This window comes from Teredinibacter purpureus (assembly GCF_014217335.1).
Taxonomy (GTDB): Bacteria; Pseudomonadota; Gammaproteobacteria; order Pseudomonadales; family Cellvibrionaceae; genus Teredinibacter; species Teredinibacter purpureus.
Genome location: NZ_CP060092.1, coordinates 4,312,837 through 4,328,878, shown reverse-complemented (window position 1 = coordinate 4,328,878; position 16,042 = coordinate 4,312,837). Strand labels below are relative to the sequence as shown.

At 47.3% G+C, this 16,042-nt stretch carries 13 protein-coding genes; 9 read left to right on the top strand and 4 right to left on the bottom strand.

What is annotated here, in order from left to right; translation table 11 throughout:
* Positions 1-15: 15 nt before the first annotated feature.
* The 4 genes from nth to map are packed head-to-tail and all read right to left on the bottom strand — an operon-like array spanning position 16 to position 5,384.
* The gene (nth, locus tag H5647_RS19255; RefSeq protein WP_045860644.1) at positions 16-669 is read right to left on the bottom strand and encodes an endonuclease III; all 654 of its coding nucleotides are present in this window, start codon (positions 667-669) and stop codon (positions 16-18) included.
* A gap of 15 nt (positions 670-684) precedes the next feature.
* The gene (gene dapC, locus H5647_RS19250) at positions 685-1,887 is read right to left on the bottom strand and encodes a succinyldiaminopimelate transaminase (protein WP_045860643.1); all 1,203 of its coding nucleotides are present in this window, start codon (positions 1,885-1,887) and stop codon (positions 685-687) included.
* A gap of 9 nt (positions 1,888-1,896) precedes the next feature.
* Positions 1,897-4,611 (bottom strand): [protein-PII] uridylyltransferase, encoded by a 2,715-nt coding sequence (locus tag H5647_RS19245; protein WP_045860642.1) that lies wholly within the window; start codon positions 4,609-4,611, stop codon positions 1,897-1,899.
* A 2-nt stretch (positions 4,612-4,613) separates the two neighbouring features.
* Positions 4,614-5,384 (bottom strand): type I methionyl aminopeptidase, encoded by a 771-nt coding sequence (map, locus tag H5647_RS19240; protein ID WP_045860641.1) that lies wholly within the window; start codon positions 5,382-5,384, stop codon positions 4,614-4,616.
* 367 nt (positions 5,385-5,751) lie between these two features.
* On the opposite strand from map, the gene rpsB reads away from it, so the two are divergent.
* The 9 genes from rpsB to bamA all read left to right on the top strand — a co-directional run bounded on the left by rpsB (position 5,752) and on the right by bamA (position 16,024).
* Positions 5,752-6,501, top strand: a complete 750-nt coding sequence (rpsB, locus tag H5647_RS19235; protein WP_045860640.1) for a 30S ribosomal protein S2 — start codon at positions 5,752-5,754, stop codon at positions 6,499-6,501.
* 107 nt (positions 6,502-6,608) lie between these two features.
* A complete protein-coding gene (gene tsf, locus H5647_RS19230; RefSeq protein WP_045860639.1) occupies positions 6,609-7,484 on the top strand; it encodes a translation elongation factor Ts in 876 nt (291 codons plus the stop codon).
* A gap of 146 nt (positions 7,485-7,630) precedes the next feature.
* Entirely contained in the window at positions 7,631-8,371 is a 741-nt protein-coding gene (gene pyrH, locus H5647_RS19225; RefSeq protein WP_045860638.1) for a UMP kinase, read from the top strand.
* A gap of 3 nt (positions 8,372-8,374) precedes the next feature.
* Complete coding sequence (frr, locus tag H5647_RS19220) at positions 8,375-8,932, top strand: ribosome recycling factor (protein WP_045860637.1); 558 nt, start codon at positions 8,375-8,377, stop codon at positions 8,930-8,932.
* 137 nt (positions 8,933-9,069) lie between these two features.
* On the top strand, positions 9,070-9,822 hold the full coding sequence (gene uppS, locus H5647_RS19215) for a polyprenyl diphosphate synthase (protein ID WP_045860636.1): 753 nt from the start codon (positions 9,070-9,072) through the stop codon (positions 9,820-9,822).
* Positions 9,776-10,648, top strand: a complete 873-nt coding sequence (locus tag H5647_RS19210) for a phosphatidate cytidylyltransferase (protein ID WP_045860635.1) — start codon at positions 9,776-9,778, stop codon at positions 10,646-10,648. The genes uppS and H5647_RS19210 overlap by 47 nt, the downstream gene beginning before the upstream one ends.
* A 3-nt stretch (positions 10,649-10,651) precedes the next feature.
* The gene (gene ispC, locus H5647_RS19205; protein WP_045860634.1) at positions 10,652-11,830 is read left to right on the top strand and encodes a 1-deoxy-D-xylulose-5-phosphate reductoisomerase; all 1,179 of its coding nucleotides are present in this window, start codon (positions 10,652-10,654) and stop codon (positions 11,828-11,830) included.
* A gap of 24 nt (positions 11,831-11,854) precedes the next feature.
* Complete coding sequence (rseP, locus tag H5647_RS19200; RefSeq protein WP_328286792.1) at positions 11,855-13,228, top strand: RIP metalloprotease RseP; 1,374 nt, start codon at positions 11,855-11,857, stop codon at positions 13,226-13,228.
* 87 nt (positions 13,229-13,315) lie between these two features.
* On the top strand, positions 13,316-16,024 hold the full coding sequence (bamA, locus tag H5647_RS19195) for an outer membrane protein assembly factor BamA (RefSeq protein WP_045860633.1): 2,709 nt from the start codon (positions 13,316-13,318) through the stop codon (positions 16,022-16,024).
* The last annotated feature ends 18 nt before the right edge of the window (positions 16,025-16,042 follow it).

Sequence of the window (16,042 nt, the reverse complement as noted above, 5' to 3'; positions counted from 1 at the left end):
TTTATCCTCTTCGTGTTAAGCCTTATGTGTTTTTTTCGGGTTCTTACGGTTTGGGTAGCAGGTTGTGCAAATGGGACATACGGTTCCGTCGCAGCCGCGAGCCGAACAGTATTCTCTACCGTAATAAATAATTTGTAGGTGCAAATCGTTCCAGCGATTTTTGGGGAATAGGCGTTTCAGGTCTTTTTCCGTTTGCGTAACGTTTTTACCATTGGTTAGCCCCCAGCGTTGTGCGAGACGATGTATATGCGTGTCAACGGGGAATGCTGGTACGTTAAAAGCTTGTACCATCACCACTCCTGCTGTTTTGTGTCCAACGCCGGGAAGCGTTTCGAGCGCTTCCATGTCATTGGGGACTTCTCCGTTGAACGTTTCCACAAGTATTTCAGATAGTTTTTGAATGGCTTTTGATTTCTGCGGTGATAGACCGCAGGGACGAATGATGGCCCGAATGTCGTCAACGTTTTGTTTCGCCATGTCGTAACAGTTGTCGGCCAGTTGCCAGAGCGCGGGCGTAACTTGGTTGACGCGTTCATCTGTACATTGTGCAGAAAGAAGCACTGCAACCAGCAAGGTGTAGGTGTCCTTGTGGTCAAGAGGAATGGGCGGGTTAGGGTAGCGCTTTTTTAGGTCTGAGAGAATAAACTCTACACGTTCTTGTTTAAGCATAAGATTTTTTAGCGCCTAAAGCTGCTGACAAAAATCGCGTATGCGAATGGCGGCTTGTTCGCATTCTTCTAGCGAGGCGACTAGCGCCATGCGAATACGGTTTTTACCAGGATTGCCGTTTTCGGTATCGCGGGCTAAATAACTGCCGGGTAATACGGTTATATTATATTCGGCAAAAAGGCGCTGCGCGAATTCCGTATCGGCTATAGGAGTTTCAGCCCAAAGATAAAAACTGGCTTCGGGGCGCTCCACTCTCAGGCTGTCACCCAGTATCCTTAGAACGCATTCGAATTTTTTGCGGTATAAGTCACGATTACTTTTAACGTGAGCTTCATCTTGCCATGCCGCAATACTGGCGAGCTGTGTATGCACGGGCATTGCACTTCCGTGATAGGTGCGATACTGAAAAAAAGGCGCCAATAAATTCTTATCGCCTGCGACGAAACCTGATCGTAAGCCGGGTAAATTGGATCGTTTAGAGAGGCTATGAAAAACAATACAGCGCTCGAAGTTATCGCGGGCCATATTGGCGCAGGCTTGCAGTAAGCCTGCCGGCGGATTGGCTTCGTCGAAATATAACTCGGAGTAGCATTCGTCGCTTGCAATAATGAAATCATGTTCGTCGGCGAGCTGAATAAGTGCCTGCAGTTGTTCAATGCTCATGACTGCGCCGGTCGGGTTGCCTGGCGTACAAATAAATAGTAGCTGGCAGTCTCGCCAGGTGTCGTCGTCTATAAGGCTGTAATCAGGTTGAAAACCATTCTCGGGTGTGCAATTTAAAAAGACAGGTTCAGCGCCGGCTAAGAGTGCAGCGCCCTCATAAATTTGATAGAAAGGGTTCGGCATTAGCACTTTGGGCTTTTGAAGCGAGTTACTATTAATACTGGCCTGTACAAACGCAAATAGGGCTTCTCGCGTGCCGTTAACGGGCAATATGTTGTCGTCTGGGGATAAACTGCCATTCGTTAAATTAAAGCGCTTACTTGCCCAGGCCGCCATTGCTGAGCGCAGCTCCGGTAAGCCTTTTGTTGACGGGTAGTGAGCAACTTTAGAGAGTTGCTCACTAAGCCTGTTTAATACATGTGCCGGTGGTTCATGCTTAGGCTCGCCGATTGAAAGTGCGATATGTTCGAGAGCCGGCGGCGGCGTAATGTTGGTTTTGAGCGCCCCTAACTTTTCAAATGGATAGGGGTGCAGCTGTTGTAGCAATGGATTCATCTGGGTGTCTCAGGAAGCTAATTCTTGTTCAACTCGTTGGTCTAGTCGAGAGCATATTGCTGTTTGTAACTCGTTACACTGGCTGGCAGAACCGAGAGGGTTACCGTCGGTATCTGTTACAAAAAATACATCTTCGACCCTTTCACCTAGTGTCGCAATTTTTGCGTTTTGAAGTTGGATGTTATGGTCCATAAATACTTGGCCAATGGTGGCGAGTAGCCCTGTTCTATCGGGGCTTATCACTTCGAGAACGGTGTAACCGCTAACGATATCATTGCTAATGCTCGTTTGTGTCGGAACGGCAAATTGCTTAAGCGCGCGCGGTGTTCGTTGTCGTACAACGTTGGTGTATTCGTCTAGCAGTTCGAGTTCTTCGTAAAGAGCGGCGACAATTTTTTTGTATCGTTTAGGGTTGTCCCCAATAGGTTGTCCGTCGTCATCCAGTACGTAGAAAGTATCCACGGTATAGCCGTCTGTTGATGAGTAAAGCCGAGCATCTTGAATGTTGAGTTGTAGTGAGGCCAAGCAGTTTGCAACGGCAGTAAAAATATTGCTTTCATCCTTGGTTCGAATAAATATTTGTGTCGCGCCTTCAAACTCCAGTGCGGTTGTTTCGCTGACGATTATGAGCGGTTCGTCTTTTTTGTGCGCTATGATTGCTTCTGTTTGCCACGCGATGTCTAAATGTGATTCTCGAATGAAATATTCATCTCCGAGATCGTCCCAAATATGCTGTGCAGCCGTTGACGATAGATTTTTGTCAGCAAGTTTTGCGAGAGCGAGCTGTTGAGTTTCTTCGATTGTTTCCTGTTTATCTATGGTGTTTTCCAAACCGCGCCGCAGCGCTCGTTTGGTTTCCATGTACAGTTGGCGCATGAGACTGGCACGCCATGTATTCCATATATCGGGGTTGGTGCCGCGCATATCGGCCACAGTAAGTGCATAGAGATAATCGAGGTGACGTTGGTCTCCCACTTCTAGCGCAAAATCGTAGATAACTTCTGGGTCTGAAATATCTTTTTTCTGGGAGACGTAAGACATCAACAAATGTTTTTCGACCAGCCACGCAATGAGTCGAGTGTCCTTACCGCGCAGCCCGTGCTGATGACCGAAGTCGATAGCATCTTGGGAGCCGAGGGTAGAGTGGTCGCCGCCGCGACCTTTGCCAATGTCGTGAAACACGCCGGCCAAATAGAGTAGTGGAAGGTGCTGGCGGCGTTTCATTATATGGGCTGCAATCGGAAATTGTTTTTCCGATTCAGGGTGGCGGAATTCCCGCAAATTTTGTATGACTAGCAGTGTGTGGGCATCGACGGTATAACGGTGGAAAAGGTCGTGTTGCATTTGCCCCGTAATGTCGCCCCACGCTGGGAGATAGCGCCCAAGAATGCCGTAGCGGCTCATACGGCGTAGTTGTTTTACTAGGCCCTTTTCAATATTGAAAAGCTCCAAAAACATTTTGTTGTTGGAGGGGGTCGTTCTAAATTTATCGTCAATTAATGCGCGGCTTTCTCGCAACAACCGAATGGTGGGTGGTCGAACCCCTTTGATAGCGGGGTTGTGCCCCATAATAAGGAATATTTCGAGAAGGGCGCCCGGCGTTTCGTCGAATACGCGTTCGTGGGTAACTTCAATATAATTGTCGTGTAACTGAAAACGCTCGTTGATAGGGGTTATTTTATGTTGACGCTTACGTGAATAGATAACTTCGCCTAGATGTTGTAAAAGTACATCGTTCAACTCTCGTAGTGCGAGAACTGTGCGGTAATATTCGCGCATAAACTTTTCTACGCCGAGGCTGCTGTCTTCATCTTCGTAGCCAAACAGTTGGGCGAGTTCACGTTGATATTCAAATAAAAGTCGTTCTTCTGCTCTGCCGGAGAGCATATGAACGCCGTAGCGAACTCGCCATAAAAAGGCTTCGCCGCGCTGTAGTATGGCGTATTCCTGTTCGGTGAAAAAATCTTGGCCGTACAGTAGGTTGAGTGCGGGCACTGCAAAAAAACGCTTGGCTACCCAGTTGATTGTTTGGATGTCACGTAGCCCACCTGGTGCGTTTTTAATGTTGGGCTCTAGGTTGTATTCGGTGTAATTATGTTTGGCGTGGCGCTCTTGTTGTTCATCACATTTGGCTTCAAAAAACTTATCAACTGGCCACATTGCGTCGGGGCCGGTGCGCACTTGGAGTTCGTCGCGAAGCATGTCGTTGCCGGCTAGGCGGCGGGCTTCAATCAGGTTGGTTGCAACGGTAATATCTTCTTTAGCAATTTTTATGCATTCTTTTAAGTTTCGAACACTGCAGCCAATGTCTAAACCGATATCCCATAAAAAGGTTACAAGGTGTTGCAGCTGATCGTCGTATTTCTTTTTAACTTTATTGCTAAGTAAAATTAATATGTCGATATCAGATTTTGGGTGCAGTTCGGCTCGGCCATACCCGCCCACAGCAATAAGCGCGATGTCGTCGTCCCAGTGATATTGGTGCCATGCGTAATGCAGAATTAGGTCAATAAAGGTCGCACGCTCAAATATCAAATGCCGTATATCGTCCCCTTCTTGAAAGCGCGTATCAAAATGCTGGTTAACACCAAATATTGCGTCTTTGAAAACACTGATTACGGGGCCTTTTTTTAAATCGTCCCGAAAGCGAGATTGGTTAAAAAATAATGGCTGGCAATGGCAGTACGGCAGTGCTTTTTTTTCCGTAGGGGCAGAGAAGGACATATTTAAAACGATTCCTCTTTGCGTGCAGTCAACACTTCTACTCCGGTAGCGGTTACCGCGAGAGTGTGCTCCCATTGGGCTGATAGGCGGCCATCACGAGTTTCGACCGTCCAGCCATCGCCTTTTAGTTTTGTATGATGTTTGCCTGCGTTAATCATTGGCTCTATGGTGAAGGTCATGCCTTCGCGTAGTTCCATTCCTGTGCCAGCGGTGCCGTAATGGAGAACTTGCGGTTCCTCATGAAAGACTTTTCCAATGCCGTGCCCGCAGTAGTCTCGAACAATCGTGTAATGATTGCTTTCGGCATGTTGTTGGATGGCTGCGCCAATGTCGCCTAGGCGACAGCCCGGTTTTACGAGTTCTATGCCTTTATAGAGACATTCTTGGGTAACCTTGGATAGGCGGTGGGCGTGTGGGGCGACAGTGCCGACAAAATACATTTTGCTGGTGTCACCGTGATAGCCGTCAGCAATAACGGTAACGTCGATATTCACGATATCGCCGGCTTTCAGTTTTTTCTTGTCTGACGGAATTCCGTGACAAACGACGTGATTGACGGATGTGCAGATGGACTTAGGAAACCCTTTATAGTTCAGGGGGGCCGGAATGGCGCTTTGAACTTGAGTAATGTAATCGTGACAAATGCGGTCGAGCTCTGCTGTTGTAATGCCTGGCACCACATGTTCTTCGATCATTTCTAATACTTCGGCGGCCATGCGGCCAGCGATGCGCATTTTGACGATATCTTCGGGAGTTTTGATGGTGACAGGCATAGCGTCTCTTTTTCTCTTGGGTGTTGGGCGGCCAAAATGGTTTGGCCTATAGTTTGTAGGGGTATTGCGTTGGCATGCTTCGCTTGAATCTGCGGAGGCCATTCTAAACCAAACCAATCGTTTCGGCACGATTGTTGGGACGTTAGCGTGAGGATTATGTCGTGTGGGTTTAAGTTTGTGCGTTGTTGTGGTATAAAGCGCGCCCCAGCCGAAATAGCGTTTGTTTGGCGGGGACTAACCATTTTATTAATGTCACACATATACCGTCACATCCGCCTGGGTGCTGTTGCAGAAACTTCCATGAGTTTTGTGGTGCAGTTGGCTGGTGGGGTATGTGGAGGCCTAACCCGATTACAGGAAATTTATTATGCCTACAGTAAGCATGCGCGATATGTTGCAAGCCGGTGTCCACTTCGGCCACCAAACCCGTTATTGGAACCCAAAAATGGATCAGTACATTTTTGGTGCCCGCAATAAGATTCATATCATCAACTTGGAGCACACTGTTCCAGCTTTCAACGAAGCTTTGGCCATTATCAAAACCTTGGCAAGCCAAAAGAAAAAAGTTCTTTTCGTTGGTACTAAGCGAGCGGCTCAAAAGACTATTAAAGAACAGGCAGAGCGTTCAGGCATGCCTTATGTGAGCAACCGTTGGTTGGGTGGTATGTTGACCAACTATAAGACCATTCGCGCGTCTATTCGTCGTTTTCGTGATCTTGAAGTTCAAAGTCAAGATGGTACGTTCGAAAAATTGACCAAGAAAGAAGCGCTGATGCGTACCCGCACCATGGGTAAGCTTGAGCTATCTATTGGTGGTATTAAAGATATGGGCGGTTTGCCTGATGCATTGTTTGTTGTAGATGTTGAGCACGAGCGAATTGCTATCCAAGAAGCGAATAAGCTAGGTATTCCCGTTATTGGTGTAGTTGATACTAACAGTGATCCTGCTGGCGTAGATTACGTTATCCCGGGTAACGATGATGCTATTCGTGCTGTTAAGCTTTATGTTAGCGCTGTTGCTGATGCTTGTTTAGAGGGTATCAAAGAAAATTCTCCTGCCGGCGTTGCGGATGAGTTCGTAGAAGTTGCAGGTGAAGCAGGTAGTACAGAAGGTTAATGCCTGGATTCCTGTCAGTGCATAAGCCTGCTGGCAGTTGATATCTAAAAAGGGGGCTTTGGCCCCCTTTTTCAAATTTTTAACGTGACAAATTGAGGACTAAGAAGATGGCAGTAACGGCTACTTTGGTGAAAGAGCTTCGTGATCGTACCAGTCTCGGTATGATGGAATGTAAGAGAGCGTTGGCTGAAACAGACGGCGATATTGATCTTGCGATTGAGAATTTACGTAAGGCTTCTGGCCTTAAAGCGGCTAAAAAAGCTGACCGTACAGCGGCTGAAGGCGTAGTTGCGGCGAAGGTCGCAGACGATGGTAGCTATGCCGTTGTGCTAGAAGTGAACAGCGAGACAGATTTTGTTGCTCGTGATGAAGGCTTCTTAGGGTTCGTTGGTGCTGTTTTGAATAAAGCATTCGACGCAAAAGCTAAAAATGTTGAAGCAATTTTAAGCGACGATCTCGAGAAAACCCGCTCTGAGCTGGTTCAGAAAATCGGTGAAAATATCGGTATTCGCCGTGTTGATCTTGCGCAAGCGGACAGCGGTGTGGTTGGTGCTTATGTTCATTCTAACAATCGTATTGCGGTGTTGGTTCAGTTGTCTGGCGGTACTGTAGAGCTAGCAAAAGATGTTGCGATGCATATTGCAGCTGTCAACCCACAGGTTGTTAATCCTTCTGATATGTCTGAAGACTTGGTCAATAAGGAAAAAGACATTATTAAGGCTCAGCCTGATATGGAAGGTAAGCCTGAGGCTATTGTTGAGAAAATGATGGTTGGTCGTATCAATAAATTCTTGAAAGAGAATAGTTTGGTAGAGCAGGCGTTCGTTAAAGACCCTGAAGTTACCGTGGGTAACTTGGTGAAGCAAGCTGGCGCTGAAATAGTGCGATTTGTTCGCTTCGAAGTGGGTGAAGGCATCGAAAAGAAAGAAGAAGATTTTGCTGCGGAAGTTGCAGCGCAGGTTGCGGCCTCTAAATCTTCCTGATTGCCTACAGTCAGTTAAGCGGAATCGAAAAAGGCGGGACGCAACTCCCGCCTTTTTTCTGTTAAACTCTCGCGAATTTATTTGTCCTGCCCTAATGGTAGGGTGAATTTTAGGCAGTTATTGGTCGAATCAGGAGAGGGTCTTACATGGCAAATGGGCGTGATCGCAAATATAAGAGAATTTTGCTTAAGTTAAGTGGCGAGCAATTGATGGGCGATGAAGGTTTTGGAATCGACCCTAAAGTGCTCGACAAAATGGCTTTGGAAATCGGTCAGTTGGTCGGAATTGGTGTTCAAGTCGGCCTTGTTATTGGTGGTGGTAATTTGTTTCGCGGTGCCGCATTGAGCGAAGCCGGTCTGGACCGTGTGACGGGTGATCACATGGGTATGTTGGCTACGGTCATGAATGCTTTGGCCATGCGTGACGCGTTAGAGCGTTCCAATATATCGTCTACAGTTATGTCCGCTATCCCTATGCATGGTGTAACGGATCAATATGACCGTCGAAAAGCGATTCGCTTACTCGAGAACGGTGAAGTTGTTATTTTCTCCGCCGGTACCGGCAACCCTTTCTTTACCACTGACTCTGCAGCAGCGTTGCGTGCAATTGAAGTTGAAGCTGAGATTGTGCTGAAGGCAACAAAGGTTGATGGTGTTTATACCGCGGATCCAGTGAAAGACCCTGCGGCCACTCGCTATGATTACCTGACGTACGACAAACTGCTGCAGGACAAGCTAGGCGTTATGGATCTGACCGCGATTTGTCTGTGTCGTGATCATGCGATGCCAGTACGCGTATTTCAAATGACAAAACCGGGTGCATTGCTGAGTATTGTGGTGGGCGAAGAAGAGGGCACCCTGATAGTAGATTCGATAGACGAGGTGTAAAGAATGCTAAATGATATTAAGAAAGATGCTGAAGCGCGCATGGTTAAAAGTGTTGAGGTGTTGGCTGTTAACTTTAACAAAATACGTACTGGGCGTGCGCATCCCAGTATTCTCGACGGTGTGATGGTATCTTATTATGGCAATCCAACGCCGTTGTCTCAGGTGGCGAACGTATCGGTTCTAGATGCGCGTACCTTGTCATTAAGCCCGTGGGAGAAGTCCATGGTGCCGGAAATTGAAAAAGCCATTATGAAGTCGGACCTCGGCTTAAACCCTGTGACTACTGGCGAACTGATACGGGTACCTATGCCCGCGTTAACAGAAGAGTCGCGTAAAGGGTATATCAAGCAGGCGCGTACTGAAGCGGAGAATGGTCGAATCTCAATACGCAATATTCGTAGAGATGCTATCTCACACGTGAAAGACCTGCTGAAAGATAAAGAAATTGGTGAAGACGACGATCGTCGAGCGCAGGATGAAATCCAGAAAATTACCGATAAATATATTGCCGAAGCGGATAAAGCTTTAGTGGTTAAAGAAAAGGATCTGATGGAAATATAAAACGTGCCTACTAGGTCCTTATTCCTGCGTGAGCGGGAATCTACAGTGAGTCGAATGCAAGCCCCTTCCGTCAGCGCGGCAGCCCTTGCGTTTGATTCTGTTTGTAGGCCATTTGTTAGCCGCTTTACCGCATAGTTATGATAGTTACCGATAATGTGAATTCGCACCCTCTCCGCCACGTCGCCATTATTATGGACGGCAATAACCGTTGGGCTAAACTACAGGGCCGCTCTGGGATCGCTGGGCATAAAGCGGGCGTAGAACGTATTCGCGATGTGTTGAGTGCGTGTCGCGAGCAGGGCGTGGAAGCGCTTACGTTGTTTGCTTTTAGTAGTGAAAATTGGCGTCGACCGCCCATTGAGGTAGAAGCCTTAATGGGGTTGTTTTATAGCTACCTCAAAAAAGAGGCTAGAAAGCTAGCTGATGAGGGCGTGGCCTTGAAAGTTATCGGCAATCGTTCTCGGTTTGATAAAAAACTACTTAAGGCTATTGATGAAGCGGAAAGGATTGCCGACAGCGGTGATTCAACGCTGGTGATAGCGGCCGATTATGGCGGTTGTTGGGATATTGCCCAATCGGCACAAATACTTGCGCAGAAAGTTGTCATGGGCCAAATGGCCATCACAGATATAACTGAGGCAAGCCTTTCCGAGCATGTCAGTACAGCTTCACTTCCTCCTCTAGATTTACTTATTCGTACCGGCGGCGAGCAGCGCATCAGCAACTTCTTGTTGTGGCAGGCGGCCTATGCCGAACTTTATTTTTCTGAATTGCTTTGGCCTGAATTTGACGGTGTTGCGTTAAGGGCAGCGGTTGATGATTACTTTAGTCGTCAGCGCCGTTTTGGCAAAACGGGCGATCAACTTAAAAACGAGGCTACTCGTGCTTAAACAACGATTTATCACCGCGGTTGCCTTAGTGGTGCCATTTTTGGCGGTTCTGTTTATAGGAACATGGCTGCATTTTGCAATCCTAGCGGGTGTTGTCGTTAGTCTAGCGGCATGGGAGTGGGCGGCACTTGCAGGGCTTAAAAGCCCCATTACACGCACTGTATATACGGCTGTTGTAGCGTTTGTCGGTTTGTTTATTGGCTGGTATTTGCAGTCGCCCGATCAACTTCAGCATTTGAAGGCTCTCTTGGTTACTACAGCCGTTTGGTGGGCCGTAGCGTTGCTTTGGGTGCAGGGTTACCCTTCGAGCGCGGTTATATGGGGTGCCGTACCTGTTCGCCTGCTCATGGGCGGTTTTGTGCTCGTGCCGGCATGGTTAGCGTTATTGTTTTTACGCGCAGAGCCTGCTGGAAGCTGGTTGGTATTGATGGTGGTTGCAACCGTTGCCGCTGCCGATATAGGGGCATATTTTACCGGTAGAGCGTTTGGCCGAACGAAATTAGCGAAGAACGTAAGCCCAGGTAAAAGCTGGGAAGGTGTTGCCGGTGGTTTGGTGTTTGTACTGGTGCTAGGGGTAATTGCTAATCTCACTATTTTCGGTGGAAATTGGACCTCACTCGTCGCCATTCTATTGCCCACCGCGTTTGTTTCGGTGCTGGGTGATCTTGTAGAAAGCATGGTTAAACGGCATCAAGGCGTGAAAGATAGCGGTACATTGTTGCCAGGGCACGGTGGGTTTATGGATCGTATTGATGGCTTGGTCGCTGCGGCGCCTATATTTGCGTTGGCTGTACTGTCTACTCAATGGGCAGTGAAGGTCGTATAGCACATGCAACAGATATCGGTATTAGGTTCTACGGGCTCGATCGGCGTGAATACGCTCGATGTTATTCGTGCTCATCCTGATAAATATAATATTTTTGCTCTAGGGGCCAATAAGCATGATGCGCGAATGCTTGCGCAGTGTTTGGAATTCCACCCTGAATATGCAGTATTAAATGATGAGAACGCAGCGCTGCGGTTAAAGACTGCATTACACGCTGCGGGAAGTAAAACGGAAGTGTTGTCGGGTGCAAAGGCTCTCGTTGAGATCGCATCCTCTGCTGACGTGGATACCGTTATGGCTGCCATAGTGGGTGCGGCAGGTCTAGATTCAACGATGGCTGCCGTAGTGGCAGGAAAACGCGTATTACTGGCGAACAAAGAATCGCTGGTGATGGGTGGCCGTTTATTTACCGACGCTGTTTCTCGTCACGGGGCGGCGTTAATGCCTATCGATAGCGAGCATAACGCTATTTTTCAGTGTATGCCCAGGCAATACGAATCGTTGCAGGCGGCGGGTATACGCAGAATATTGTTGACCGGCTCTGGAGGGCCTTTCCGGCAAACACCTCTTGCGGCGCTAGCGGGTAAGACGCCTGAACAAGCGTGTTTACACCCTAATTGGTCGATGGGACAAAAAATTTCAGTGGATTCCGCCACGATGATGAACAAGGGGTTGGAGTTTATTGAGGCTTGTTGGTTGTTTAAGGCGCAGCCAAGCGATATTGAGATTGTTATTCACCCTCAAAGCATTGTGCATTCGATGGTAGAGTACACCGATGGCTCTGTTTTGGCGCAAATGGGCATGCCGGATATGCGAACGCCTATAGCGAATTGCCTAGGTTGGCCGGCGCGTATTGAGTCGAATGTCGAACCGTTGAACTTTTATACCCTTGGTGCGCTCGAATTCACTGCGCCGGATTTTGATCGGTTCCCAAGCTTGCGGCTATCGATAGATGCGATGAAGCAAGGGAAGGACTACGCAGTGGCTTTAAACGCGGCGAATGAAATTGGCGTCGATGCTTTTTTGAATGGGCGCCTAGGTTTTACTCAAATTGCGGACGTGATTGCCGAGGTATTGGAATCTTGGCGCGCAAGCGAACCAGATTCACTTGCTGCGGTCAAAGATGCAGACCATCTCGCACGCGAAAGTGCGCGCGCTTTTATTGCTCGTGTCAGCAATTAATAACAAAAAAACGAGATTTTCTCTGTGATAGATGTATTGACCACCGTTTTGTATTTTCTGATTGCGATCACAATATTGGTGACGGTACATGAGTATGGTCATTTCTATGTCGCACGACGCTGTGGCGTTAGAGTTTTGCGGTTCTCCGTTGGTTTCGGTAAGCGTTTAGTGAGCTGGGAAGATAAACACGGAACTGAATTCGCCATATCTGCCATTCCTCTTGGTGGTTATGTCAAAATGCTAGACGAACGTGAACACGACATCGATGAAGATGACTTGCCCTACGCGTTCACTCAAAAAACAGTTGCTCAGCGCATCGCCATCGCATCCGCCGGCCCTCTCGCCAATTTTCTTTTAGCTATCGTATTTTACTGGCTGTTGGCTATGCAGGGTGCTGTCTCTGTGTCGCCAGTATTGGGTGACATAGAATCCGGGTCCATTGCTGATATGGCGGGATTAAGTGCTGGACAAGAAATTGTTGCCGTTGATAACGAACCGGTTGCGAGTCGACGTGATGTTGAAATGCAGCTTATAAACCGGTTGGGAGAAACGGGACACATCAGTTTCGACGTAAAATACCCCGATTCCGAACTCATTTATGTCTCTCGAGCGCCCATCGTTAAGTGGCTTCAAGGCGAGGTTGCACCTGATGTTATCAGCGGCTTGGGCATGCGTTTTTATCGTCCATCGGTTTTGTTGTTTGTCGAAATGGTTCAGCCCGACAGCCCTGCGGCTAAAGGTGGTTTTGAGGTGGGAGATAAAGTTATCACCATCGATGGGCTATCACGCTCAAGTGGAGATCAGTGGAGTGACTATATAGGGACGCGTGCGGGCGTTGAATTGGAAATTGTGGTTGAGCGCGTCAATAGTGCGGGCCAAATGGAGCCCAAGACACTGCTCGTTACACCGGCAGAGGTAAAAGACGATAGCGGTGCTATACGCGGCCTCATGGGTATTCGTTGGAGTTCCGAAACATGGCCCGAATCAATGATTCGTCGGTCTCATTATGGTGTTTTTGGAAGCCTCCAGCAGGCTGTGATCAACACAGGGGACGTTATTTCAACGGTTCTTATGTCGTTGAAGAAATTAATTTTCGGTGAAATATCCACTAAGAACTTGAGTGGCCCGATAGGCATTGCTAAAGTTGTCGGCGATTCTGCGGAGGCCGGAATATGGACCTTCGTCAGCGTCCTCGCTTATATTAGCGTTCTCCTCGGTGTATTTAACCTATTGCCCATCCCTGTGCTGGATGGTGGGCATATACTGTTTTGTCTTGTCGAATGGGTGAAAGGCAGCCCTGTATCTGAAAAGATACAGTTGATGGGCTTTCAAGCCGGTTTGGCTATGTTAATGGGTGTTATGGTCATTGCGTTCTATAACGACATCTTGCGCTTATAACGACTCGAGGGAAGCCCCCTTAAGTTGCTATAAGCACGTTTAATTAATAACAAATAAGAAGATATCTTGTTGAGTTACCCTACTAGTATGAAGCGATTCTTGGTTCTTTTTGCGTTGCTATTGTTAGCTGCGCCCACAATGGCTCAGGACTTTCGAGTGGATGATATCCGTCTCGAGGGACTGCAGCGTGTTTCCGCTAGCCCAGTATTCGCTGCCCTTCCTGTGCAGGTGGGTGATGTGGTTGATAGAGAAAATGTGCGGGATATTATTCGCTCTCTATTTGCTACGGGGTTCTTCTCCGGCGTTCAAGTTGCGCGCGAAGGTGGAGTGTTAATTGTTATATTGCAGGAACGCCCTTCGATCAAATCGATTGAAATAGAGGGAAATAAAGCCATCAAAACGGAGCAGTTGACCGAAGTGATGGACGAAAACGATTTGCGTGAAGGTGAAATTCTTCAGCACGATCTACTCCAAGGTATAACGCGAGAACTTGAAAGACAGTATGTCTCCCGAGCGCGTTATGGCGCTTCCGTGGAAGCTACAGTGGAAGACTTAGCGAATAATATGGTCGCTATTGATATTCAGGTTGATGAAGGTAAATCGGCCCGTATTAAACATTTAAATATTGTCGGTAATTCACTGTATTCTGACGAAGAACTGTTCGAGTTATTTGAAATAAAATCGACGGAATGGAACTCTTTCTTCACCAGTAGTGATCAGTATGCAAAAGAAAAATTAACGGGTGATATCGAAACGTTAGAGTCCTTCTATCTAGATCGCGGTTATCTTGATTTTGAAGTGCTTTCTACGCAAATCTCTATTAGTCCCGATAAAACACAGGTATTCATCACCCTTAATATTAATGAGGGTGAAATCTACACCGTTAAGTCAATCGATGTTGCGGGCGATCCTATTATTCCTGAGTCACGCATTCGGCGTGTCGTACTCCTACGTGAAGGGGAAACTTTTTCTCAGCAATCCATGACGGACACCTCTGAATACGTCACAACGATGATGGGGAACGCGGGCTATACCAACGCAACGGTTGAAGGTATACCCACGAAGAATCAAGAAGACCATACGGTCGATGTAACCTTTTTTATCGACCCGAGCTCTCGGGTGTACGTTCGTCGTATTAACTTCCGCGGTAATACGAAAACGAGCGACGAAGTGTTGCGCCGTGAAATGCGTCAAATGGAAGGTTCGTCTGCGTCTAATGCTCGAATAGAACAATCAAAGGTGCGACTAGAGCGGTTGGGCTATTTTAAAGAAGTCCAAGTGGAAACCGTTGATGTTCCAGGTACAGACGATTTAGTCGATGTCGAATATACGGTAGAAGAACAAGCATCTGGCAGTATTCAGGCCAGTGTCGGTTATGCGCAAACAACGGGTCTTAATTTAGGTGTAACCGTTCAGCAGAACAACTGGTTGGGTACGGGTAAGCAGGTTAGTTTTGGCATTAACAAAAACACCTACCAAACCTTGTATAACTATGGTTATTCCGACCCCTATTTTACTCCCGATGGCGTTAGCCGCGGCTTTAGCGCTTACTACCGTACGAGAGACTATTCAAAAATTAATGTGTCTAGTTACAGTACCGATGCCTACGGGATAGACATGAATTTTGGCTACCCAATTTCTGAAGTGTCTCGTGTTGGCTTTGGTGTTGGTTTTATCAACCAAGTTATTCATACGGGAAGCTACGCACCACAAGAAATTATAAGCAGCCCCAAAATTCGTGATTACACCAGGGGAAGCTATATTACGCAGTCGGACTGGGAAAATGTTTCACTTAAGTACCAAGGGTCTAATGGAATACCTTTTGAAAATAACTCGTTTTTAGAGTTCGATCTTGATACCTACGCCATAACGGATGACGAGCTTGTCCCTGTGCTACCGGGCTTTATCGATCGTTACGGCAGTCAGTTTTCCAGCGGTACCTTGTCGTTTAACTGGAGCCGAATTACTTTAAATCGCGGTATATTGGCAACTAGAGGTAGCTCCCAGCGGGCAAATTTCGAAGCGACAATTCCTGGTAGCGAAATGGAATATTATAAAATGACCTACAATGGTCAGATTTATTTCCCCTTATCGCGAAACTTCACGCTTCGATTAAAAACGAAGTTGGGTTACGGTGATGGCTATAACAGTATGGATGAACTGCCGTTTTTCGAAAATTACTATTCAGGTGGTTTTGGATCGGTTCGAGGGTTTGAACGATCAACGCTTGGCCCTCGAGGTTCTAATGCGTGGGAATATCGAACGGCGACATCGTCAACAACCGGCGCGCCTTTACCAACCGGGTGGTCCGATTTAAATCGCGATGGCAACCCTCAGGCGGCAGAAATAACGGGTGCAATGCCTGTCCATATTTTATGTGAAGATCCAACCTCTGCTTCTGCTTTAACCAGTGGTGTATTGGCTTCGTGTGAGCCGGGCCAATTAATGATGTATAGCAAAGATACTCGTCGCCCAACCTCTATTGGTGGCAATATTATTACAGAGTTTAGCGCAGAAATTTTACTGCCGATTCCTTTTTTGGAAGATACGCGCTCGATGCAATTAGTGGCATTTGCGGATGCCGGTAACGTCTTCTCGGGGTACTGCCGCCCAGACGATTACAGCCGACTCAATTGTCATGAATTTTCACCTGAATACTTAAGTTCGTCTGCGGGCTTGGGCTTTACGTGGATTTCGGGTTTTGGCCCCATGACCTTTAGCTACTCTGTGCCATTACATAAAAATGAAAATGATAGAACCGAAGCCTTCCAATTCTCATTTGGTACCGGTTTTTAAAAAACTTTAAACAAGAGA